General features: G+C 74.1%; 21 protein-coding genes. 11 read left to right on the forward strand and 10 right to left on the reverse strand.

Features of this window, described 5'->3' with window-relative positions; translation table 11 throughout:
* Window positions 1-117: 117 nt before the first annotated feature.
* Both CLV72_RS14835 and CLV72_RS14840 read left to right on the forward strand, forming a co-directional pair.
* On the forward strand, window positions 118-1,413 hold the full coding sequence (locus CLV72_RS14835; protein WP_106246092.1) for a sensor histidine kinase: 1,296 nt from the start codon (window positions 118-120) through the stop codon (window positions 1,411-1,413).
* The gene (locus CLV72_RS14840) at window positions 1,365-2,009 is read left to right on the forward strand and encodes a LuxR C-terminal-related transcriptional regulator (RefSeq protein WP_106246095.1); all 645 of its coding nucleotides are present in this window, start codon (window positions 1,365-1,367) and stop codon (window positions 2,007-2,009) included. Before CLV72_RS14835 ends, CLV72_RS14840 begins: the two co-directional genes overlap by 49 nt.
* A 64-nt stretch (window positions 2,010-2,073) precedes the next feature.
* On the opposite strand, the gene CLV72_RS14845 is transcribed toward CLV72_RS14840, so the two are convergent.
* From CLV72_RS14845 to CLV72_RS14865, 5 genes are all read right to left on the reverse strand, one after another.
* Window positions 2,074-2,277: a hypothetical protein gene (locus CLV72_RS14845; protein WP_106246097.1), complete on the reverse strand. Its 204-nt coding sequence runs from the start codon at window positions 2,275-2,277 to the stop codon at window positions 2,074-2,076.
* Window positions 2,278-2,331: 54 nt separating this feature from the next.
* Window positions 2,332-3,159 (reverse strand): hypothetical protein, encoded by an 828-nt coding sequence (locus CLV72_RS33245; RefSeq protein ID WP_245930212.1) that lies wholly within the window; start codon window positions 3,157-3,159, stop codon window positions 2,332-2,334.
* A gap of 395 nt (window positions 3,160-3,554) precedes the next feature.
* Window positions 3,555-4,565, reverse strand: a complete 1,011-nt coding sequence (locus CLV72_RS14855) for an ABC transporter ATP-binding protein (RefSeq protein ID WP_106246099.1) — start codon at window positions 4,563-4,565, stop codon at window positions 3,555-3,557.
* A 4-nt stretch (window positions 4,566-4,569) separates the two neighbouring features.
* Window positions 4,570-5,370, reverse strand: coding sequence for an ABC transporter permease (locus tag CLV72_RS14860; protein WP_170140984.1), 801 nt, complete (start codon window positions 5,368-5,370; stop codon window positions 4,570-4,572).
* Complete coding sequence (locus CLV72_RS14865; RefSeq protein ID WP_106246101.1) at window positions 5,363-6,157, reverse strand: ABC transporter permease; 795 nt, start codon at window positions 6,155-6,157, stop codon at window positions 5,363-5,365. The genes CLV72_RS14860 and CLV72_RS14865 overlap by 8 nt, the downstream gene beginning before the upstream one ends.
* A gap of 262 nt (window positions 6,158-6,419) precedes the next feature.
* Here CLV72_RS14865 and CLV72_RS14870 point away from each other — a divergent pair, with 262 nt between their 5' ends.
* Window positions 6,420-7,019, forward strand: a complete 600-nt coding sequence (locus CLV72_RS14870) for a TetR/AcrR family transcriptional regulator (protein WP_170140985.1) — start codon at window positions 6,420-6,422, stop codon at window positions 7,017-7,019.
* Window positions 7,012-7,551, forward strand: coding sequence for a hypothetical protein (locus CLV72_RS14875; protein WP_146159457.1), 540 nt, complete (start codon window positions 7,012-7,014; stop codon window positions 7,549-7,551). Before CLV72_RS14870 ends, CLV72_RS14875 begins: the two co-directional genes overlap by 8 nt.
* Here the strand turns inward: CLV72_RS14875 and CLV72_RS14880 are convergent, their stop codons facing one another.
* Window positions 7,552-8,247, reverse strand: a complete 696-nt coding sequence (locus tag CLV72_RS14880) for a FadR/GntR family transcriptional regulator (protein ID WP_106246109.1) — start codon at window positions 8,245-8,247, stop codon at window positions 7,552-7,554.
* Between the two features lie 155 nt (window positions 8,248-8,402).
* Between CLV72_RS14880 and CLV72_RS14885 the strand changes: the two genes are divergently transcribed.
* Window positions 8,403-9,626 carry an MFS transporter gene (locus tag CLV72_RS14885; protein WP_245930213.1) on the forward strand — a complete coding sequence of 408 codons (1,224 nt, stop codon included), beginning with the start codon at window positions 8,403-8,405 and terminating at the stop codon, window positions 9,624-9,626.
* A 20-nt stretch (window positions 9,627-9,646) separates the two neighbouring features.
* Here the strand turns inward: CLV72_RS14885 and CLV72_RS14890 are convergent, their stop codons facing one another.
* The 3 genes from CLV72_RS14890 to CLV72_RS14900 all read right to left on the reverse strand — a co-directional run bounded on the left by CLV72_RS14890 (window position 9,647) and on the right by CLV72_RS14900 (window position 13,991).
* Entirely contained in the window at window positions 9,647-11,614 is a 1,968-nt protein-coding gene (locus tag CLV72_RS14890; RefSeq protein ID WP_106247010.1) for a CocE/NonD family hydrolase, read from the reverse strand.
* Window positions 11,615-11,673: 59 nt separating this feature from the next.
* The gene (locus CLV72_RS14895) at window positions 11,674-12,978 is read right to left on the reverse strand and encodes an ATP-grasp domain-containing protein (protein WP_245930214.1); all 1,305 of its coding nucleotides are present in this window, start codon (window positions 12,976-12,978) and stop codon (window positions 11,674-11,676) included.
* Window positions 12,979-13,142: 164 nt separating this feature from the next.
* On the reverse strand, window positions 13,143-13,991 hold the full coding sequence (locus CLV72_RS14900; RefSeq protein ID WP_106246114.1) for a CPBP family intramembrane glutamic endopeptidase: 849 nt from the start codon (window positions 13,989-13,991) through the stop codon (window positions 13,143-13,145).
* Window positions 13,992-14,198: 207 nt separating this feature from the next.
* Between CLV72_RS14900 and CLV72_RS14905 the strand changes: the two genes are divergently transcribed.
* Genes CLV72_RS14905 through CLV72_RS14920 form a run of 4 tightly spaced genes read left to right on the forward strand, consistent with a single transcriptional unit; the run spans window position 14,199 to window position 17,409 of the window.
* On the forward strand, window positions 14,199-14,573 hold the full coding sequence (locus tag CLV72_RS14905; protein WP_106246117.1) for a GntR family transcriptional regulator: 375 nt from the start codon (window positions 14,199-14,201) through the stop codon (window positions 14,571-14,573).
* The gene (locus CLV72_RS14910; RefSeq protein WP_106246119.1) at window positions 14,570-15,451 is read left to right on the forward strand and encodes an ATP-binding cassette domain-containing protein; all 882 of its coding nucleotides are present in this window, start codon (window positions 14,570-14,572) and stop codon (window positions 15,449-15,451) included. The genes CLV72_RS14905 and CLV72_RS14910 overlap by 4 nt, the downstream gene beginning before the upstream one ends.
* Entirely contained in the window at window positions 15,448-16,197 is a 750-nt protein-coding gene (locus tag CLV72_RS14915; protein WP_106246121.1) for a hypothetical protein, read from the forward strand. The genes CLV72_RS14910 and CLV72_RS14915 overlap by 4 nt, the downstream gene beginning before the upstream one ends.
* A 51-nt stretch (window positions 16,198-16,248) precedes the next feature.
* Window positions 16,249-17,409 (forward strand): acyltransferase family protein, encoded by a 1,161-nt coding sequence (locus tag CLV72_RS14920; protein ID WP_106246123.1) that lies wholly within the window; start codon window positions 16,249-16,251, stop codon window positions 17,407-17,409.
* 132 nt (window positions 17,410-17,541) lie between these two features.
* Here the strand turns inward: CLV72_RS14920 and aceA are convergent, their stop codons facing one another.
* Window positions 17,542-18,840 (reverse strand): isocitrate lyase, encoded by a 1,299-nt coding sequence (gene aceA, locus CLV72_RS14925; protein ID WP_106246125.1) that lies wholly within the window; start codon window positions 18,838-18,840, stop codon window positions 17,542-17,544.
* Between the two features lie 216 nt (window positions 18,841-19,056).
* On the opposite strand from aceA, the gene CLV72_RS14930 reads away from it, so the two are divergent.
* Entirely contained in the window at window positions 19,057-20,493 is a 1,437-nt protein-coding gene (locus tag CLV72_RS14930; protein WP_106246129.1) for a helix-turn-helix domain-containing protein, read from the forward strand.
* A gap of 231 nt (window positions 20,494-20,724) precedes the next feature.
* On the forward strand, window positions 20,725-21,705 hold the full coding sequence (locus tag CLV72_RS14935; RefSeq protein ID WP_106247016.1) for a glucosyl-3-phosphoglycerate synthase: 981 nt from the start codon (window positions 20,725-20,727) through the stop codon (window positions 21,703-21,705).
* Window positions 21,706-21,709 lie beyond the last annotated feature (4 nt).

Here is a 21,709-nt window from a genome sequence, read left to right on the forward strand (position 1 = left end):
GCGGCCGCGCCCGTTCCTTGCGCAGGCCGGCACCCTGGTGGGACGGGGAGCTAGCACCCGTGCCCGCGGCCGCCGGGGTGGCGCAGAATGAGGGGACGAGATCGTGAAGGGACTGTGATGGCAACCGTCGTACCGCGCCCGGCCGCCGGCGTGCGCGCCTGGCTCGGCAGCGTGGCCTGGACCGTGCCGCTGACGGCGCTGGCCGTGCTGGGGCTCGCCGTGTGGGTGCTCAGCGTCGCCACCGGGGTGCTGGTGGCGCTGTGGGTCGGCATCCCGCTGGTACTGCTGTGCGTGGTGATGACGCGCCGGCTCGCCGACCTGCACCGCGCCTGGGCGTCGGAGGTGCTCGGCCGGCCCATCGGGCGGCCGTACCTGCCGGTGCCGCCGCGCGGCTCGGTCTCCTCGCTCAAGGCCATCGCCGGCGACCCCGCCACCTGGCGCGACTTCGCCTGGCTACTGGTGAACGCCTCCGCCGGGATCATCCTGCACTCCCTGGTGCTCGGCCTGTTCGCCGGCGGCCTGTGGTACCTGGTGCTGCCCGCGCTGTGGTGGGTGGTGCCCGAGGGCGCCCTCGACCTGCCGCTGGGCCTCATCGAGTCCAGCCGGTCCAGCCACCCCTGGGTGCCGCTGGTGCTCTCGGCCGTCTCCTTCGCCCTGTCGTGGTGGCTCACCCCCAGGCTCACCTGGCTGAACGCCCGGATGGCCGCCTCGCTGCTGGCCCCCACCCGCTGGTCGCGGCTGGCCGGGCGGGTCGACCAGCTGGCCGAGTCGCGCGCCGACACCGTCGACACCCACGCCACCGAGCTGCGCCGGATCGAGCGCGACCTGCACGACGGCGCCCAGGCCCGGCTGGTCGCCCTCGGCATGAGCCTGGGCATGGCCGAGGAGATGCTCAGCCGCGACCCCGACGCCGCCCGCGAGCTGCTGGCCGAGGCCCGCGCCTCCAGCAGCCAGGCCCTGGCCGAGCTGCGCCACCTCGTCCGCGGCATCCACCCGCCGGTGCTGGCCGACCGGGGCCTGGAGGGGGCGGTGCGGGCGCTGGCGATGACGCTGCCGATCCCGATCGACCTCGACATCGAGCTGCACGGCCGCCCGGCCGACCCGGTGGAGTCGGCGGTGTACTTCGCGGTCGCCGAGTCGCTGGCCAATGTCACCAAGCACAGCGGGGCGCACCGGGTGTCGCTCCGGGTGCGCCACCTGGACGATAGGCTCTCGGTGCTGATCCGCGACGACGGCCGCGGCGGAGCGGACCCCGGCCGCGGCAGCGGGCTGAGCGGGATCAGGCGCCGGCTGGCCGCCTTCGACGGGACCCTCACGGTGTACAGCCCGGCGGGCGGGCCCACCGTCGTCATCATGGAGGTGCCGTGCGCGTTGTCATCGCAGAGGACCTCGTCCTCCTCAGGGACGGCCTGATCCGGCTGCTGGAGGCGCACGACTGCGATGTGGTGGAGGCGGTCGACAACGGCCCCGACCTGCTGCGCGCGCTGACCACCCACCGCCCCGACGTCGCCGTGGTCGACGTCAGGCTGCCGCCCACCTTCACCGACGAGGGGCTGCGCGCCGCGATCGAGGCGCGCGAGCAGATCCCGGGCCTGCCGGTGCTGGTGCTGTCCCAGTACGTCGAGCAGCTGTACGCCCGCGAGCTGCTGTCGGAGGGGGGCGGGGGCGTCGGCTACCTGCTCAAGGACCGCGTGTTCGACGTCGGCCAGTTCGTCGAGGCGGTGCAGCGGGTCGCCTCGGGCGGCACCGCGATGGACCCCGAGGTGATCTCCCAGCTGCTGGCCAGGCACGGCGGCAACGAGCCGCTGCAGCGGCTCAGCCCGCGCGAGCGCGAGGTGCTCTCCCAGATGGCCGAGGGGCGCACCAACGCCGCCATCGGGGGCCGGCTGTTCATCACCGAGAAGGCGGTCAGCAAGCACATCAACAACATCTTCACCAAGCTGGACCTGCCGCCGTCGGAGGACGACCACCGCCGGGTGCTCGCCGTCCTCGCCTACCTGCGGGCGTGAACGCCGGAGCCGGCCGGCCCCCGGGAGGGGACCGGCCGGCTCCATGACCGCGGCGGACGGGCGCTCAGCGCCCGTCCGGGCCGCGCCGCCAGCGGTGCACCGCCAGCCAGGCGGCGGCGTGCGCGAAGGCCATCAGCAAACCCGCGAGCACGGCGTCGGCGACGCCGGCGCCGGCCAGCAGCCGCACCCCCGCCACCAGCGCGCCGAGCAGCACCGAGGTGACCGCGATCAGCACGACGGCGCGGGCGGGGGAGATGCTGCCTGCCACGGCGGGACCGCTACCCGTTCGGGCGGCGGTCCCACACGCCCGGCCGCGCACCGGTCAGCGGCGCACGTGCCGGCCGGCGGCGGCCAGCACCCGGCGGCCGGTCACCATCAGGATGGCGGCCAGCGCGACCAGCAGCACGGCCAGGCCCAGGCCCAGACCGGTGGCGGACGCCGACGCGGGGGTGACGTCGGCCACGGGGGCCATCGCCGCCGCCTCGGCGCCGGTGGTCGGCTGCGGGGCGGCCGCGGACGGGGACGCGGAGGCGTCCTCCTGCTCGTCGGCCGCGGCCTGCTCGGCCTCGCCGCCGTCGCCGCCCTCGCGGGCGGCCGCCTGCTGCGGCTCGTCCTGCTGCTCGCCGTCGTCCTGCTGCTCCTCGCCGCTGCTCGGCGGCTCGCCGACACCGGTCTCGGCGTCGTAGGTGACGACCTCCTCGCAGCTGTCGCCGGGGTCGTTGAAGACGTGCGGCGCGCCCTCGGTGCCGGCGCCGTCGCCCCACTTGGTGATGTGGTAGGTCACGTCGATGTGGCCCATACCGCCGTTGTTCTCGACCACCAGCGACTCGTCGTTCCAGTCGCCGCCGGTCAGCTCGGCGAAGGTGCGGCCGTCGAGGTCGAGCAGGATGTCGCAGCCCTCGGAGGGGTCGCCGGGGCCGCGGTCGCCGATGAAGAACTCGGCGGTCTGGCCCTCGTACTCGACGTAGCCCTCGGTGCCCAGCGGCCAGCTGGGGCTGGCGGCCAGCCCCTCCTGCATGGGCTCGCCGGAGGCGGGGGCGCCGGTGTCGCCGTTGATGCCGGACCCGTCGTCCCAGAAGTAGGACGCGGTGACGTCGCCGCTCTGGATCGGCTGCTCGTTGTCGGTGCTGGACATGGTGTGCTGAGTCATGGAGAAGTAAACCCTCGTCGGGGACATGGGACGGCCGGCGGCGTGGCAGGCCCGCCTGAGGCAGGCGTGGGGATGTGAGGACGTGCGTCGCAGATCGCGAATCACACTGGGGGGCCACGGGCAGGGCGCGGTACCTGTCGCACCGCACGGGCTCGCCGGCTTGGTTCCGACCTGGTCAAGCCAAGGTCACGAACCGATCTCGTTGGACTCTAAACCATCGATCCGGCAAAAGGGAAACGCCTCGAAAGTAAAGTCACGAATCGTGCTTCTTCGCTACGAAGAGTGACAAAGGTGAGGTGGGAGGGGGTGAGCGCCGGATCGCCGCAGCCGCAGGGGATGGCGCCGCCGCGGGGGCCGCACCGGCGTCCCGGCGGCCGGTGAGCGGATGACCGGCATCACTCCACGTTGTGGCGTACGTCACCCGCGATCGCGGGTGCGGAGGGGTCCGGCCGCTCCCGGTAGAGGCGGGTGACCACGTCCTCGATGTCGGGCTCGCGCAGCGTGAGGTCGGCGATCTCGTGGTCATGCGACACCCGCGCGATCACCGCGGCCGGGTTCCCCGCCAGCTCCAGCCACTGCCGCGGCCCGTCGGTGCGGATGACCCGGGCCCCCGGCACGTCGATCGGCGGGGCGGGCGCGGCCAGGTCGACCACCAGGGTGCGCGGCACCGGGGCGAGCGCGCGCAGCCCGGCGAGGTCGCCGTCGAAGGCCACCCGGCCGTGGTCGATCACCATCACCCGGCGGCACAGCCGCTCCACATCGCCGAGGTCGTGGGTGGTCAGCAGGATGGTGGTGCCGCGCTCGGCGTTCATCCGCCGCAGGAAGTCGCGCACCGCCGCCTTGCTCACCACGTCGAGCCCGATCGTCGGCTCGTCCAGCACCAGCAGACTCGGGTCGTGCAGCAGCGCCGCGGTGAGGTCGCCGCGCATCCGCTGCCCGAGGCTGAGCTGGCGCACCGGGGTGGCCAGGAAGGGCGCCAGCTCCAGCAGCTCCACCAGTTCCTCGAGCCGGGCGCGGTGCTCGGCCGCCGGGACCCGGTACATCCGCCGCAGCAGCGCGAAGCTGTCGCGCAGCGGCAGGTCCCACCACAGGGTGGTGCGCTGGCCGAAGACCACCCCGATCCGGTACGCCAGTTCGGTGCGCTGCCGCGCCGGCTCCAGGCCCGCCACCCGCAGCCGGCCCGCGGTGGGCGTCAGGATGCCCACGAGCATCTTCAGCGTGGTCGACTTGCCCGCGCCGTTGGGGCCCAGGTAGCCCACGGTCTCGCCGGGCCGCACCGTGAAGCTGACCTCGGACACGGCGGGCACCCGGGTGGCGGCGCGGCGCAGCCCGCGGGTGCGGCGGCGCAGCACGAACTCCTTGCCGACGCCCTCGGCGTCGATGACGGGCGCGGACGGGGCGGTCATGCGATCAACTCCCGGTGGAGGCGTAGCGGCGCATCCCGGTCCGCCAGACCAGGGCCGCGCAGGCGAGCAGCGCGACGGCCACGGCGGGCGCGGCGAAGCGCACCCACTCGGGCAGCCCGAGGGGATCGGGGCGGTCCAGGATGAACAGGGCCGGCTGCCAGTTGACGAAGGCGAGCGGCACCACGAAGGTGACCACCCGCATCACGTCCTGGCCGTAGATGGACAGCGGGTACTCGGTGAGCGCGCTGCCGCCGTAGGTGACGGAGTTCGCGGCCTCGCGCGCCTCGGTGACGTAGAACTGGAGGCTCGCGCCCAGGATCCAGATCGCGGTGCAGATGGCGGCCCCGCACAGCACCGTCGCCGGCACCATCGCGATCCGGGCCGGCGTCCAGTCGGTGTCGAGCCGCGGCAGGGCGTAGCACAGCGTGATCGCGGCCGGCACCACCTTGCCGAGGCGGCGCGGCGAGAAGCGGTCGACGGCGATCTGCACCAGGACGCTCACCGGGCGCACCAGCATGGTGTCCAGGGTGCCGGTGCGGATGTGGGTGCCCAGCTGCTCCACCGAGCCGAAGGCGAAGTCGGCCAGCCCGAAGGCGAGCCCGGACAGCGCGTACAGGAACAGCACGTCGCCGAGATCGAAGCCCGACAGCACCCGGGCGTGCCCGAAGACGAACACGATCGCCAGCACACTGGACATCGCCGCGCCCACCTGCGACAGCGTCAGCAGGGCGAGCGAGAGCGGGTACTGCGCGGCCGAACGGAACCAGGCGGCCGCCAGCCGCAGGTAGGCGCCTGCCTCAGCCACCCTGCACCACCACCCGGCGCACCGCGGTGGCGGTGAGGGCGCGGCCGGCCAGCAGCAGCGCGGCCGCCCAGGCCGCCTGGAAGCCCAGCGCGGCGGCCAGCCCCGCCCCGGTGTGGTCGCCGAGGAAGACCTCGGCGGGCACCTGCACCATGGCCGACCACGGCAGTGCGCGCAGCACCGCGCCCAGCGGCTCGGGGAAGAGCGCCAGCGGCAGGAACATGCCGGAGAAGAAGGGGCCGACCAGCCAGGCCACCGCCTGCACCCCTCGGTCGTCGACCACCCAGAAGGCGCTCAGCGCGTACAGGTAGCGCAGCCCGAAGCCGACCAGCGCGGCCAGCAGGGTCGCGGCGGCGAAGGCCAGCCACTGCGCCGGGCCGTCCGGGAGGGTGAGGGTGAACAGCAGCGCGCCGACCGCGAAGGTCGGCACCCCGCGGAACACCGCGCCGAAGGCCGCCCGGCCCAGGTCCTGGGCCAGCCACCAGGCCGGCAGGGCGACCGGGCGGATCAGGTCGATGGCGACGTCGCCGGTGCGGATGCGCTCGCCGATCTCCAGCGAGGGGCCGAAGGGCGCCACCACGCCGATCAGCGCCTGGGCGACGAAGACGAAGGCGACCGCGTCGGCGGCGTCCCAGCCGGCCAGGCCGGGCCGGGCCTCCCAGACCGCGATCAGCACGAAGGCGCTGACGCAGCCGAAGACGCTGTTGGTGAGGATCCCGGCGGCGGTCGCCGCGCGGTAGGTGGCATAGCGGCGCAGGCCATGCCAGAAGACAGACGTGTAGACACCCACCGTGCCACTCCAGGGCTGCTTGACGAAGCGGGAGAGGTTCGTGGCACGGCCCTGGGAAGGTCCGGATCGCCTGAGGCGCGGTCGCGTGGGACGACCGGCGGCGAACGAATATAGCAGCGGGAGGCGGTGCCCACCAAGCGAATCGGAGTGATCACCCGATCGACGGCGTCCGCCGCGCGGCTGCCGTACGCTGTGGTCGCCGGGGGCGGGAGGTGCGGGCAAGATGGGGGTGGCCGACGGGGGTTCCCTGACGTCGCGGGGCATGGCCAGCCGGCAGCGGCTGATCGAGGCGGCCAGGGCCGAGCTGATCGCCACCTCGGGCAGCATCGAGGTGGCCGCGGTCGCCCGCCGCGCCGGAGTGTCGGTGGGCCTGCTCTACCGCTACTTCGACGCCAAGGCCGGGCTGGTCTCCGCCGTCGTGCACGCCTTCTACGACGCCTACGACACCTCCGTGCTCACGGCGCGCATCGCCCCCGGCGTGCACTGGATGGAGCGCGAGCGCGAGCGGCTGCGCCGCGAGATCGACTTCCTCTTCGACGACCCCCTCGCCGCGATCGTGGTGGCCCGCCGCCTCAGCGAGCCGGCCGCCGCCCAGGTTGACACCGACCGGATGGCCCGCCAGATCGGGATCGTCGCCCGCGGCATCGCCCGGGGCCAGCGCGACGGCGAGCTGGACGCCTCCACCGACCCCCGCCTGGTCGCCGCCGCCTTCGTAGGCGCCTTCCGCGAACTGATGGCCGAGGCGCTGCGCCGCGAGGACCCGCCGCCCCGCGAGCGGCTGCTGGAGACGGCCTGCGCGGTGGGGCGCAGCATCGTGCCGGTCACCGGGCCGCAGCACGTCGGGAGGACGCCTTATGGATGAGGTGCGGACGCTCTCGCGGCGGAAGCCGACCGGGCGGACGGCGGGTATGCGGTCGGCCGCCGCCGCGCTGCTGCTGGCCGCGGCGTGCTCGGCCGATCCCGCGCGGTTCCCGGCCGAACCCCTGGACCCGCGCGGGGCCGGGGCCTGCGCCCTGCTGGACGGCGCGGCGCTGGCGGAGCTGGAGCTGCCCGCGCGGGGCGAGGCCGGTACCGACGGCGGCGGCGACAGCTGCGTGTGGACGGGGGACGACCGCCGGCTGTGGGTGGTGCTGTACACCGGCCCTGAGGCCTACGGCGACTTCCTTGCGGAGGCCGAGCGCTTCGGCTTCCGGCTCGAGGAGTTCGCCGGCCTGCCCTCCTACGAGAGGGCGAGCACCGGCCCCCCTGCGTTCGCCGTCGCGCTCGCCTCCGACGCGCGCATGACGGTGGCCGCGGAGGCCGATCCCTCCGCCGGGGCCGGGCGGGCCGCCGCCCTGCGCGACGAGGCGGCGGAGCGCATCATCGCCGGCCTGCGGGGCGGACCGGAGTCCTGATCAGCCCTCGGCGTCCTCGGCGGTGAGGGTGCGGGTGAGCAGCTCGTCCAGGAAGCAGGCGGTGATGCGGGCGGCGGCCTCGGGGTCGCGGGCCCGCACGGCGTCGACCAGGCCCTGGTGGTCGAGCCGGTCGGACTCGTCCAGGCGCTCGCCGATGGAGCTGAGGATGCTGTCGCGCAGCGCGCTGCCGAAGTGGTCGTAGAGCTCGCTGAGCAGCCCGTTGTGGGCGGCGGCCACCACGCCGCGGTGCACGGCGACATCGGCGTCCACGAAGGCGGGGATGGCGCCCGCGCTCAGCGCCTCGGTGCGGCGGCGCATGGCGTCGTCGAGCCGGCGCAGGTCGTCGTCGGTGCGGCGGCGGGCCGCCAGCCGGGCCGCCTCCAGCTCCAGGGCGCGGCGCACCTCCAGCGCCTCGCGCATGCGCGCCCGGGCCACCCGGCGGCGCAGCGCGCCCTCCAGCTCGCTGGTGGCGCGCACGAAGGTGCCCGAGCCCTGCCGGATCTCCAGCAGGCCGGCATGGGCCAGCGCGCGGACGGCCTCGCGCACGGTGTTGCGGCCCACGCCCAGCTGGGCGGCGAGTTCGGGCTCGGTCGGGATCCGGTCGCCGACGGCCCACTCGCCCCGGGCGATCTGCTCGCGCAGCTGGGCGATCACCTGCTCGACCAGTCCGGTCCGCTGTGCGGACTCTAGCGGCACGCTGGGCCTCCGTGGTTCGGTGGTGCGGATGCGCCGGAGCGGCCCCGCCCGGCCGGCGCGCCGCCCGTGCGGCGGTAGTTGAAATTACCTCGAACACGCTGTGGTTGACTCTGATCGAGCCTACATCCCGTCATCCGATGATTCCTGGTGCCGTTATGCCCACTCCCGCGTCCGCGCCGATCAGCGGCGTGTCGGCCGCTCCGGCGCGCCGCCCCTGGCTGATCGCCGCCGCACTGGCCGCCGCCGTCGGCCTGGCCGCGCTGAACATGCGCACCGCCATCTCCAGCGTCGGCGCGGTCCTGCCCGAGGTCCAGTCCGGACTCGGCATGTCCGGCTCGCTCGCCGGGCTGCTCACCTCCCTCCCGCTGGCCACCTACGCGCTGTTCGGCGCCGCCACCCCGTGGCTGGCCCGCCGGACCGGCGAGCACACCTTGATGCTGGCCGCGCTGGCCGCCCTCGCGCTGGGCCTGTGGGGCCGCGCCGCCGCCTCCGGCCCCTGGGGCTTCCTGGCGATGTCGGCGGTGACGCTGATGGGCGGCGCCGTCGCCAATGTCGCGCTGCCCGGCCTGATCAAGCGGCACTTCCCCGACCGCATCGGCGCGATGACCGCCCTGTACACCACCGCGATGGCGGTGGGCACGGTCGTCCCGGCCGCCGCCACCGTGCCGCTCGCGCTGGAGGCGGGCTGGCGCTTCGCCCTGGGCGTGTGGGCGCTGCCCGCGGTGGTCGGGGCACTGCCCTGGCTGGCGCTGCTGCGCCGCCAGCCGCGCGGCGGCGGATCGGCCGGGCTCGGGCTGCGCGCCCTGGCGCGCAGCCGGCTGGCCTGGCTGGCGGCGGTCTTCTTCGGCTGCCAGGCGATGCTCGCCTTCATCATGTTCGGCTGGTACGCGCGGCTGCTGCGCGACGCCGGGCTGGACGCGCCCGCGGCCGGTGTGCAGCTGGCGCTGCTCGCCGGGCTCGGCGTGCCGCTCGCGCTGGTGCTGCCCGGGCTGGCCGCCCGGATGCGCACCCAGCGGCCGCTGCTGGCCGTGCTGGCCGGCTGCTACCTGGCGGGCTTCCTCGGGCTGCTGGCCGCGCCGGTCGCCGGCGTGTGGGCCTGGACGGTGCTCATCGGCACCGGCCTGGGCACCTTCACCGTGGCGCTGACCCTGTTCGCGCTGCGCGCCCGCACCCCGGAGGGCACCGCCGCCCTGTCGGCCTTCGCGCAGAGCACCGGCTACCTCATCGCCACCGTCGGCCCGCTGCTGGTCGGCCTGCTGCACGACCACGCCGGCGGCGCCGCCCCGGTGGTGCTGATGATCGCCGTCACCTGCGTGCTGGTCGCCGCGGGCTGGGCCGTGGCGCGCCCGCGCTTCCTGGAGGACGAGCTGGCGGCCTGAGCGACGGGGGCGGGCGCCGCTCAGATGTGGTCGCGCGGCAGGCTCTCGTTCCACTCCCGTGAGAACACCCGCCGCCCGCCCTCGTAGCCGTCGAGGGTGGCGTGCAGCCGGAACTCCCCGGCAGTGCAGCTCAGCACGGTGCGGGTCTCGGTGCGCACCTCCCAGTCGCCCCGGGAGAAGGCCATCGTCCACGCCGACTCGCCGCGCGCCGAGGTGAAGTCGTCGGCCACCGAGTCATAGCGCTCGTAGGCCCGGCGGCGCGCCTCCAGGCCGATCCCGTCGAAGCGGACGCGGCCGCGGTCCTTCACGATCTCCAGGGTGGAGTTGTAGGACACCAGGTCGCGGCGGACCGTCCAGCTCTCCTCGGGCGGGCTGAGCTGCGTGGTGCCGATCGGCGGCGCGCCCTCGGGCTCCTCGAACGGCCGCCCGCCGTCCTCCTCGGCGCCGGCGGCCGGGCGCACCGGCAGAGTCAGCGCGCTGCCCTCGGTGTGCACGGTCAGCAGCACCGGCTCCGGCGGCGGCCAGGCCAGCGGCCAGTAGGAGGTCGACAGCGACAGCCGGATCCGGTGCCCCGGTGGGAAGACCTGCGCCACTCCGTTGAGCTGCACGGTCGTGTGGTACCTGCGGCCCGGCACCAGCGGCTCGGGCTCGTCGCGGCCGCCGAGCCTGGTCAGGTTGAGCAGCCCGTAGCTGACGCGGGTGGCGGCGCCGTCGGGCGCCACGTCCGACAGCCGGGCCGCCACCATCGCGACCGGCCGGTTCACCGAGAACTCCAGCTGCACGGTGGGCGCCCCCAGGATCTCCAGCCGCTCCGCCAGCGGGCCGCTGTCGAAGACCATGGAGCCGCCGTCCTCCTCGCGCTGGTCGTAGGGCAGGTCGGGCGGCGCGTTGTAGGACGCCCACTTGCCGGCGAACTGCCCCACCGACAGCGGCGACTGCACCGTCAGCTCGGCGGCGTCCTCGGTGCCGGTGCCGGGCGGGGCGATCCGGTGCGCGCCCAGCGGGTGCACGGCCTGCTCCACATTGGGGGAGGGCCACGACGGCTCGCCGACCCAGCGGCCGGGCCGCTCCTGGTAGGAGGTGGACGGCGGCACGCTCTCCTGCATCCAGGTGCGCAGCATCGGCCCGTCCATCGCGCCGTTGTCGGCGTCCTTGAGCCAGTGGTCCCACCAGCGCACCACCTCCTGGAGGTAGCCGATCGCCGGCCCGGGCTCGCCCAGGTGCGGGTACTTGTGCGACCACGGCCCGATCAGCCCCTTGCGCGGCACGTCCAGGTGCTCCAGCAGCCGGGTCACCGCGTTGGAGTAGCCGTCGGCCCACCCGCTGGAGGCCAGCACCGGGCAGCGCACGGCGCCGTAGTCCTCGCAGACCGAGGCGTGCCGCCAGTAGTCGTCGCGCCGCTGGTGCGCCAGCCACTCCAGCGCCCAGGGGCGGGCCGCGGCCAGCCGCTCGCGCCACATGCCGCGCCAGCCCTCGCCGACCAGCGCGGGATCGGGCGGGCAGGTGGCGTAGGCGAACATGGTGCCCGCCTCGGCCAGGTTGTCCGACAGCAGGCAGCCGCCCATGTAGTGCATGTCGTCGGCGTAGCGGTCGTCGGTGAACGAGGAGATGACGATGGCGCCCAGGCTCGGCGGGCGGCGCGCCGCGACCTGGAGGGCGGCGAAGGCGCCCCAGGAGATGCCCATCATCCCGGTCCGGCCGCTGCACCAGGGCTGCTCGGCCAGCCAGGTCAGCACCTGCTCGGCGTCCAGCTGCTCCTGCTCGACGTACTCGTCGGTGAGCACGCCCTCGGACTCCCCGGTGCCGCGCAGGTCCACCCGCGCGCACGCGTAGCCGTGCCCGGCCATGTAGGGGTGGTGCACCGAGTCGCGCACGGAGGTCAGGTCGCGCTTGCGGTACGGGATGTACTCCAGCACCGCGGGCACCGGCTCCTGGTCGGAGGAGGCCGGCCGCCAGATCCGGGCCGACAGCCGGACGCCGTCGGGCATCGGGATCCAGACGTGCTCCTCCTCCTTGACGGCGTAGGGCAGTGAAGTCACCGAGCGTGTCAACGGGCCTCCCCGAGCGGGTCGGTCGGCGCGGAGTCGGCGAACTCGAAGCGCAGCGACTCCACGCAGCGGTCGTACTTGGCCGTCAGCTCCGCGTCGTCGCCGGCGCCGACGAACACGTGGGCCAGTTCGAAGCTGTAGCTGTCCTGGCCGGGCAGCTCCGAGAGGCGCTGCCCCTCCTCGGGCACGATGTCGATCTTCACGCCGGGGATCTCGCGCTCGATCCGCGCGACCTCCTCGGCGGTCGGCCGCCGCCGCACCACTCCGTCGGCGAAGCGCCGGTAGTACCACTTCGCGGCCACGGCGTACTCGCCGCGGCGGTCGGGCAGCCGGGGGTCGCGGCCGAGCGCGAGGCTGAGCATGCAGTGGTGGTTGGGCACGCCGTCGACGTACTCGAACAGCTCGGCGTGCGACTGGGAGTGGCGCGGGTTGACCTCCAGCACGTTCACGGCGCCGGTGTCGGGGTCGTAGAAGAACTCGACGCTGAAGGTGGCCGAGTCCATGCCGACCTGGGTGATCACCTTCTCCGCCACCTCGGTGAACCGGCGCAGCGCCGGCTCGGGCAGCCGCGAGGGGTACTGGTGGCGCAGGAAGCAGGGGCTGTCGGGGTAGTTGACCGAGTCCAGCGCCCCGTACACCGTGACCTTCCCGTCGTGCACGTAGCCCTCGACGGCGGCCTGCACGCCGCTGAGCGCCTGCTCGGCCAGGCAGGCCCGGCCGCCGGCCGCCTCGATCTCCGGCGGCAGCCGCAGCCGGTCCATGACGTACTCGAACGGGGCGCCCATCCGGTCGACGCCGTCGGCGATCTCGGCCGCGGCCCGGCGGAACTCCCGCTCGTCGGCGACGTGGAAGGCCAGCTCGCTGGAGGCCGACTTGACCGGCTTCAGCCACATCGGGAAGTCCACCCCGTCCGGCGGGCGCGGCTCGCCGTCGAGGTCCACCAGGCCGAAGGGCGGGTGGGCGTCGGTCACCTTGCTCTGCTCCAGGCGGCTCCAGTACTTGTGCTCGCACTTGACCACCGACTCCAGGCTGGTGCCGCGCAGCCCGTAGTGCTCGCACAGGATCGGCACGATGCTGCTCACCGGGAAGTCCCAGTAGCCCACGATGGCGTCGACGCGCCCGTCGAAGGCGTCCAGCTCCGCCCGAGCCTTGGCGATCAGGTCCGCGATCGGGATCTCGCCGTGCTGCAGCTCCTCGATGCCGAGCAGGGGGTGGAACCGGTACTCGGCCGCGTGCGGCACGTCTCGGAGGGTGTCCAGGTTCCCCTCGTCCAGTCCGATCACGAAGATGTTCAGCTGCCTCACAGGTGCTCCTCGCATCCGCTGTGCACCGACAGGCGCGGTGCCGTGACGGCGGCGCGGCTACCCGAACCGGGGCATAGCAACCTTCCGGCCCCGGGCCGGGCGGCCCGGAGCGGCCGGGGGCGCCCTGCTTCAGGCCGGGCCCCGGGGAGGCGGCGGCCGGCGGCTCAGGCGCCCGGCAGCCAGTCGACCCGGCCGATCAGGTAGGCCGAGCCGACGAAGGCGACCGCGTCGATGAGGGTGTGCGCCACCACCAGCGGCATCACCCGGCCGTAGCGGTGGTAGAACCAGCCGAAGGCCAGGCCCATCACGATGTTGCCGAAGAACATGCCGAAGCCCTGGTAGAGGTGGTAGCAGCCGCGCAGCAGCGCGCTGGCCGCCACCGCCCGCGCCGGCGACCAGCCGAGCTGGTCCAGCCGCAGCAGCAGGTAGCCGACCACGATCACCTCTTCGAGCACGCCGTTCTTCACCGCCTGGCCCAGCAGCACCGGCAGCTGCCACCACGCCTGCTGCAGGGTGCTGGGCACCACCGTCACGCCCAGCCCGGTGGCCTGCGCCGCCAGGTAGACGGCCAGGCCGCCGGTGCCCACCAGCGCCGCCGCCAGCGCGCCGACGGCGAGGTCGCGGCCGGGCCGGCGCAGGTCGAAGCCGATGGAGCGCGCCGAGCCGCCGCCGCGGCGCAGCAGGTACAGCGCCAGCAGCACCGGCACGAAGCCGAAGGCCAGCACCCGCAGCTGGTAGGCGAGGTCGAGCCAGGGCCGTTCGGCGTAGGAGACGATCAGGTTCGCCTCCTGCTCGGCCAGCCCTTCGGGCGCGGTGAGCGCGCCGGCCAGCGAGATGACGGCCGAGACCGTCGGCCCGAGCAGCGAGAGCAGCAGGACCAGCCAGACCTCCCAGCCGAGCAGCCGCCGGTCCAGCGGCACGGCGGTCGGCGGCGGCGTGCGCGGGGCCGGCGGCGCGGGGGCGGCCGGCGGCGCGGGCTCGGGCTCCCCGGGGTGCTCCTCGACAGTGGCCATCCTCCGATAGTGCCAGCTCCGCACCGGTGCCGCGGCCGTGCGGTCCCCTGCGCGGCCGCTCCGGTGACAGGACGGGTTCGTCGGTGCTATGGTTCATTACATGAGTAATGAACCAACGGACCGAAAGGCGGCGGCCGGACCGCCGGACGGAGGCCCGCCGGGCCCCGCGCCGCCGCCCCGGCTCCGCCGCGCGGCCGGGGCGGCGGGATGACCGGCTTCGACGACCGCAGCCCGATCTACCTGCAGATCGCCGAGCAGATCGAGACCGGCATCCTCCGCGGCGAACTGCGCCCCGAGGAGCAGGTCATGTCCACCAACCAGTACGCCGCGCACTACCGCATCAACCCGGCGACCGCGGCCAAGGCCTTCCAGCGCCTGGTCGACGACGGCGTCCTCTACAAGAAGAGAGGGATCGGCATGTTCGTCAGCCCCGACGCGCCCGACCGACTGCGCGCCCGGCGGCGCGAGCGGTTCTTCGCCGAGGTGCTCGAACCGATGGTCGCCGAGGCGGCGGCCATCGGCATCCCGCTGGACGACGTGATCCGGCGCATCGAGCGCATCCGCGAGGAGGACGCGCGATGAGCCTCGACATCGAACTCACCGACGTCCACCTGCGCTACGGCTCCACCGAGGCGCTGGCCGGCCTGTCGCTGCGGCTGGAGGCCGACACCATCTGCGGGCTGCTCGGCCGCAACGGCTCCGGCAAGACCAGCCTGATGTCGCTGCTGGCCTCGCTGCGCCGGCCCGACGCGGGCACCGTGCGCATCGGCGGACGCGACCCCTTCGAGGACGCCGAACTGATGAGCAGGGTCGCCCTGATCGGCGAAGGCGGCTCCGACCCCACCGACAACGTGGCCGACGTGCTGCGCTCCGCCGCCCTGCTGCGCCCCTCCTGGGACGCCGGGTACGCCGCCCGGCTGCTCGACCGCTTCGAGGTGCCCCGGCGCAAGGCCATCGCCTCCCTGTCGCGCGGCAAGCGGGCCGCGCTCGGCGTCACCTGCGGGCTGGCCGCCCGCGCCGAGATCACCATGTTCGACGAGACGCACCTCGGCATGGACGCGCCCTCGCGCTACGCCTTCTACGACGAGCTGCTCGCCGACTACCTGGAGCACCCCCGCACGGTCATCCTCTCCACCCACCACGTCGAAGAGGTCGCGTCCCTGTTCGCCCAGGTCGTCATCATCGACCGGGGCCGGCTGCTGGTGCACGACGACACCGACGAGGTGCGGGCCAGGGGCACCCAGGTCACCGGGCCGGCCGATGCCGTGGACCGCTTCACCGCGGGCGTCACCGTGCTCGGCCGCCGCGACCTCGGCCGCACCCGCGCGGCCGCCCTCTACGGAACCCTCACCCCCGAGCGGCGCCGCCAGGCGCGCGAGGCCGGCCTGGACATCGGGCCGATGCCGCTGCAGGACCTGTTCGTCCACCTCACCGCCGATACCGAGAAGGAGCAGTCGTGACCGCCCCCGCCCCGATGCGCATCGCCAGGAACCTGGTCGCGGACCTGCGCACCCTCCTGCTGTGGTGGCTGGGCGTCGTCGCGCTGGTGGCCGCCGCCCTGTGGACCGCCGCCGGCCTCGTCGACCTCGGCGAGTTCGACGGCAGCGTCTGGGAGCCGATCGCCGTGTCGCTGCGCTACGCGCCCCTGGTGGCGGGCATCCTGATGGCCGGCGTCCAGCTGCCGCTGCACGTGCTGCACGGCGTCGCCCGCGGCCGCTTCTTCACCGGCGCCGCGCTGGCCGGGCTGGCGGTCTGCGCGGGCGTCACCGTGTTCGTCGTGCTGGGCTTCGCGGCCGAGCACCTGGTGTACGGCGCCCAGGGGCGGCCGCACGTACTCGACCAGCCGTTCCCCCTCTCCGCCTACCAGCGGCCCGACGACTATCCGGCGATCGCCGCGGTGACGCTGGCGGCCTTCGCCGCGCACTACGTCTCCGGCTGGCTGATCGGACTCGGCTACCTGCGCTTCGGCCCGCTGCGCGCGACCCTCTTCATCGCCCCGGCGGCGCTGCCCATGGTGGTGACCGAGTCGTCGGCGGCCAGCGGCTGGCTGGGCATCGGCGTCAACGTGGCGCTCGCCGACGGTCGGCCGCTGCTGCCCGGCGGCCTGCTGACCTGCGCGGCCGTGATCGCCGCCGGGACGGCCGCGGTCTGGCTGCTCAACCGCGACGCGCCGATCCGCACCGCCAACCTCGCCTGGTGGCGCTGAGCCGCCTCCCCGACCCCTCCCTCCATCCCTCCCCATCCGAGGAGACCTTCCATGACCGCCGAACGCACCAGACCCGCGCCCGCGCCGCCCCCCGCCGCCGGAGCCGCCCCCCGCCGCCGGCTCCGCTACGTCGACAACCTCCGCGTCGCGCTGACCGTGCTCGTCGTCCTGCACCACGTCGCGATCACCTACGGCAACCTCCCGGTCTGGTACTACCACGAGCCCCCGGCCGACCCCTCCGGCACCGCCCTGGACGTCTTCGTCCTGCTCAACCAGAGCTTCTTCATGGGCTTCTTCTTCCTCGTCTCCGGATACTTCGTCCCCGGCTCGCTGGACCGCAGGGGCGCGGGCCCCTTCATGCGCGAGCGGCTGCTGCGGCTCGGGGTGCCGCTGCTGGCCTTCCTGATCCTGCTCCGGCCGCTGGCCACCCTCGGCCTCTACCTCGGCCTGCCCGACCGGGCCGAGACGCCGTACTGGCTGTTCTTCCTGGTGTCGTGGGACCCGGGGCCGCTGTGGTTCGTGGAGGTCCTGCTGGTGTTCAGCGCGGTGTACGCGCTGTGGCACCGCTTCGGCCGCCGCCGCGGCGCGGACGCGGCCGCCGGGCGGGGGCGCGCCCCCCGGCTGCTGGGCCTGCTGGGCCTGCTCGCGGTGCTCACCGTCGCCACCGTCCTGTGGCGGCAGCTGGTGCCCGCCGGCAGCATGTGGCCGGTGGTCGGCCTGCCCACCCCGTACTTCCTGCCGCAGTACGCCGTCCTGTTCGCCGTCGGCGTGCTGGCCTACCGGAAGGGCTGGGCCGAGGCGCTGCCCGTCCGGCTCGGCTGGGCCGGCCTGGCCGGCGCCCTGGCCGGGGTGCCGCTGCTGATCGGCGCGACCCTGTACGCCCTGGCCACGGCCGGCACCGGCGACCAGGTCGGCTCGGCGCTGGTCGCGTTCGGCGAGAACCTCATCGCGGTGGGCATGGTCGCGGCGCTCACCGTGCTGTTCCGGGCCCGCTTCGACCGGCAGGGCCCCCTCGGCGCCTTCCTGTCCGCCAACGCCTACGCCGTCTACGTGCTGCACGCGCTCGTCGTGGTCGGGGCCGGCTACGCGCTGAGCTGGTGGGAGGCGCCCGCGGTGGTCAAGTTCGCGGCCGCGTCCGCGATCTCGGTGCCGCTGTGCTTCGCCGCCGCCCAGGCGGTGCGCATGCTCCCGGGCGCCCGACGGGTGCTGTGAGACCGCCGCCGCGCCTCCCGGGGCGGCGGCAGGGACCCCTCCGCGCGGCGGCACTGCGGAGGGGTCCCGCCTGAGCCACGCCGGCCGTCCGCCCCAGCCACGAAAGCGGACGGCCGGCGTTCTACGACCGGTTCAGCGAGCCGTGCTGAACTGGTCCTCCTCGGTGGATCCGGTGAGCGCGGTGGTCGAGCCGCCCGGCGTGATCGCCGAACTGACCAGGTCGAAGTAGCCGGTGCCGACCTCGCGCTGGTGGCGGGTGGCGGTGTAGCCGCCCGCCTCGGCGGCGAACTCCGCCTCCTGCAGCTCCACGTAGGCCGCCATGCCCTCCTGCGCGTAGCCGCGGGCCAGCTCGAACATCGAGTGGTTCAGCGAGTGGAAGCCGGCCAGGGTGATGAACTGGAAGGCGTAGCCCATGTGGCCCAGCTCGCGCTGGAACTTCGCGATGGTGGAGTCGTCCAGGTGCCGCTTCCAGTTGAACGACGGCGAGCAGTTGTAGGCCAGCATCTGGTCCGGGTACACCGCCTTGACCGCCTCGGCGAAGTCGCGCGCGGTGTCCAGGTCCGGCGTGGAGGTCTCCATCCACAGCAGGTCCGAGTACGGCGCGTAGGCCAGCGCCCGGTCGATGCCCGCCTCGATGCCGTTGCGGACCCGGTGGAAGCCCTCGGCGGTGCGCTCCCCGGTCAGGTAGCGGCGGTCGCGCTCGTCGACGTCGCTGGTGATCAGCGTTGCGGACTGCGCGTCGGTGCGCGCGATCACCAGGCTCGGCACCCCGGCCACGTCGGCGGCCAGCCGCGCGGCGTTGAGGGTCCTGATGTGCTGGCCGGTCGGGATGAGGACCTTCCCGCCGAGGTGGCCGCACTTCTTCTCCGACGCCAGCTGGTCCTCCCAGTGCACGCCGGCCGCCCCGGCCGCGATCATCGCCGCCATCAGCTCGTAGGCGTTCAGCACGCCGCCGAAGCCGGCCTCGGCGTCGGCCACGATCGGCGCCAGCCAGTGCGTGCCCTCGTCGCCGGGCCGCTCCGACCAGGAGATCTGGTCGGCGCGCAGCAGCGCGTTGTTGATCCGGCGCACCGCCTGCGGCACCGAGTTGGCCGGGTACAGGCTCTGGTCGGGGTAGGTCTGCCCGGCCAGGTTCGCGTCGGCCGCGACCTGCCAGCCGGACAGGTAGATCGCCTCCAGCCCCGCCCGCACCTGCTGGACCGCCTGGTTGCCGGTGAGCGCGCCCAGCGTCGGCACGTAGTCGCGCTCGTGCAGCAGCCGCCACAGCCGTTCGGCGCCCAGCCGGGCCAGGGTGTGCTCCTCCTGGACCGAACCGCGCAGCCGGATCACGTCCTCGGCGCTGTAGGTGCGCTCGATGCCCGCCCAGCGGGCGTCGTCCGCCCAGTGCCTGCGCAGCTCCTCGGCGGCCTCGCCGAGGCGGTCCTGCGCCATGGGTGCCGTGCTCTGCATGGCCTTGCCTCCCGTCGTCGTCCTCCGCGGCCCGGCGGTCGCCCGCTCCGCCGGGGTGGTTGAGGATCGCCGCGCATCCCCATGTGCAGAAGTCTTCACCGAATCAACCGGTATGTACGGGGAATCCGGCGTGAAGTTCGGTTGTTTTTTCTCTAGTATCAACACATGACGTACTTCGGCAGTGAAGAAGCTTCGAGTTTGCCGACGGACCTCGATCTGGTGACCTTCGGCCAGCGGCTCCGCCACCTCCGCAGGGCCCGCGAACTCACCCTCACCGACCTCGGCCGGCGGGTCGGCCGGGCACCCTCGCAGCTGTCGCTGCTGGAGAACGGCAAGCGCGAACCCAAGCTCTCGCTGCTCACCTCGCTGGCCAAGGCGCTGGAGGTCTCCGTCGACGAACTGCTCTCCCGCCAGCCGCCCAGCCGCCGCGCCCAGCTGGAGATCGCGCTGGAGGAGGCGCAGCGCGACCCCGTGTACCGCTCCCTGGACCTGCCGCACCTCAAGGTCGGCAAACGCGTCCCCAACGACGTCCTCGAACACCTCGTCGGCCTCTACGGCGAGCTCAAGCGCCGCCACGTCAAACCCACCGCCACCCCCGAGGAGGCGCGGCGCGCCAACGCCGAGCTGCGCCGGGCCATGCGCGAGCGCGGCAACTACTTCCCCGAGGTCGAGCGGGAGGCGCAGCGCACCCTGGACGCCGTCGGGTACCGGGGCGGCGCGCTGTCGCAGGGCATGATCCTGTCCATCGTCACCAACACCGGCTTCACCCTGCGCTACGTGCAGGACCTCCCGCGCTCGGTGCGCTCGGTCACCGACATGCGCAACCGGCGGATCTACCTCAAGCGCGAGTCGCTGGGCATGCACACCCCGCGCACCATCCTGCTGCAGACCCTCGGCCACTTCATCCTCGGCCACGGCAACCCGCGCGACTTCGCCGACTTCCTGCGCCAGCGGGTGGAGGCCAACTACTTCGCCGCCGCCGTGCTCATCCCCGAGCGCACCGCCGCCCCCTACCTCCAGGAGGCCAAGCGCGAGCGCGACCTGTCCGTGGAGGACCTGCGCGACGTCTACTCCGTCTCCTACGAGATGGCCGCGCACCGCTTCACCAACCTGGCCAGCACCCACCTGGACCTGGTCTGCCACTTCGTGCGCAACGACGAGACCGGGATCATCTACAAGGCCTACGAGAACGACGGCCTGGTCTTCCCGACCGACTCCTCCGGCGCGATCGAGGGCCAGCGGATGTGCCGCTACTGGTCGGGGCGGCAGGTCTTCGCCTCGCCCGACCGCTACTCGATCTACTACCAGTACACCGACAAGCCCAACGGCACCCACTGGTGCGTCGCCCACGTCGACCCCAGCCGCGAGCGCAACTTCGCCATCACCCTGGGCGTGCCCTACCAGGAGTCGCGCTGGTTCCGCGGCCGCGAGACCACCAACCGGAACAAGTCGCAGTGCCCGACGGGGGAGTGCTGCCTGCGGCCCCCGGCCGAGCTGGCCGAGCGCTGGGAGGGCATGGCCTGGCCCTCGGCGCGCGCCCACTCCCACGTCCTGGCCGCCCTGCCGCCCGGCACCTTCCCCGGCGTGGACGAGACCGACGTCTACGCCTTCCTGGACCGGTACGCCACCGACTGAGCGCTTCACCCCAAAGGGCCGGGACGCCGGGTCCGCACCCCGCTGACCAGTACGGTTACCCGCCCGTCATCGCGTGCCGCCCGCGTGACCCAGAGTTCACACCGGCGTCACGGGCCGCACACGGCCGACACGTACGGTCACAGGCGGAATCGACGGGCGGTGGAGGGGGAACCGGTGCCGACCAACAGGATCGACGCCGCGGGAGCGGTGGACGTGCACGGGCTCGACGCGGTGGCGCTCGAGCCGCCGGAGGTGGCGAGCTGGCTGGCCCGGCGCACCTCGGCGGCCGGCGACTGGGACCCGCGGGCCCTGGCGGAGGCCAAGGGCGGCACCCGCGTCAGCGTGGTACTGCCCGCGCGCGACGAGGAGCGCACCGTCGGCCGGATCGTCACCACGATCAGGGAGGTCTGCGCCGAGCGGCTGGGCCTGGTCGACGAGATCGTCGTCGTCGACTCCCGGTCCACCGACGCCACCGCCCGCACCGCGGCCGCCGCCGGCGCCACCGTGGTGCACCAGGACGAGGTGCTGCCCGAGCTGGGGCGCGGCGAGGGCAAGGGCGAGGCCCTGTGGAAGTCGCTGTACGCGACCACCGGCGACATCATCGTCTTCATCGACGCCGACCTGCGCGACTTCGGCCCCCACTTCGTCACCGGCCTGCTCGGCCCGCTGCTGACCGACCCCTCCGTCGGCTACGTCAAGGGCTTCTACGACCGCCCGCTGCTGGGCTCCTCCGGCGAGCGCACCGGCTCGGGCGGCCGGGTGACCGAGCTGGTGGCCCGCCCGCTGCTCGGCCTGCACTGGCCGCTGCTGACCGGCTTCGTCCAGCCGCTGGGCGGCGAGTACGCCGGGCGCCGCTCGCTGCTGGAGCGGGTGCCCTTCGTCTCGGGCTACGGCGTCGAACTCGGCCTGCTCATCGACCTCCTCGACGCGCACGGCCTCGACGCGCTGGCCCAGGTCGACCTCGGCGTGCGCACCCACTCCCACCAGTCCGTGCACGCGCTGGGCGCGATGGCCGCCCAGCTCCAGCTCACCGCCTGGTCGCGCCTGGAGCGCGGCGGCTGGCTGGTCGCCAGCGCCGCCCCCGGCCGCCGGCTGATCCAGTTCGAGCGGACCGAGCGCGGCCACGTCCCGGTGCCGCGCGACATCGCCCTCAGCGAGCGCCCCCCGATGATCGGCGTCCCCGCCTACGCCGCCCTGGCCCGCGGCCGCTGAGCCC

It is taken from the genome of Allonocardiopsis opalescens (assembly GCF_003002095.1).
Taxonomy (GTDB): Bacteria; Actinomycetota; Actinomycetes; order Streptosporangiales; family Streptosporangiaceae; genus Allonocardiopsis; species Allonocardiopsis opalescens.

Bases quoted from the DNA above. Each gene is read 5' to 3' on its own strand.
- CLV72_RS14835 (WP_106246092.1), top strand. From the start codon at position 118: ATGGCAACCGTCGTACCGCGCCCGGCCGCCGGCGTGCGCGCCTGGCTC.
- CLV72_RS33245 (WP_245930212.1), bottom strand. From the start codon at position 3,159: ATGACTCAGCACACCATGTCCAGCACCGACAACGAGCAGCCGATCCAG.
- CLV72_RS14855 (WP_106246099.1), bottom strand. From the start codon at position 4,565: ATGACCGCCCCGTCCGCGCCCGTCATCGACGCCGAGGGCGTCGGCAAG.
- CLV72_RS14870 (WP_170140985.1), top strand. From the start codon at position 6,420: ATGGCCAGCCGGCAGCGGCTGATCGAGGCGGCCAGGGCCGAGCTGATC.
- CLV72_RS14875 (WP_146159457.1), top strand. From the start codon at position 7,012: ATGGATGAGGTGCGGACGCTCTCGCGGCGGAAGCCGACCGGGCGGACG.
- CLV72_RS14885 (WP_245930213.1), top strand. From the start codon at position 8,403: ATGCCCACTCCCGCGTCCGCGCCGATCAGCGGCGTGTCGGCCGCTCCG.
- CLV72_RS14890 (WP_106247010.1), bottom strand. From the start codon at position 11,614: ATGCCCGACGGCGTCCGGCTGTCGGCCCGGATCTGGCGGCCGGCCTCC.
- CLV72_RS14900 (WP_106246114.1), bottom strand. From the start codon at position 13,991: ATGGCCACTGTCGAGGAGCACCCCGGGGAGCCCGAGCCCGCGCCGCCG.
- CLV72_RS14905 (WP_106246117.1), top strand. From the start codon at position 14,199: ATGACCGGCTTCGACGACCGCAGCCCGATCTACCTGCAGATCGCCGAG.
- CLV72_RS14910 (WP_106246119.1), top strand. From the start codon at position 14,570: ATGAGCCTCGACATCGAACTCACCGACGTCCACCTGCGCTACGGCTCC.
- CLV72_RS14920 (WP_106246123.1), top strand. From the start codon at position 16,249: ATGACCGCCGAACGCACCAGACCCGCGCCCGCGCCGCCCCCCGCCGCC.
- aceA (WP_106246125.1), bottom strand. From the start codon at position 18,840: ATGGCGCAGGACCGCCTCGGCGAGGCCGCCGAGGAGCTGCGCAGGCAC.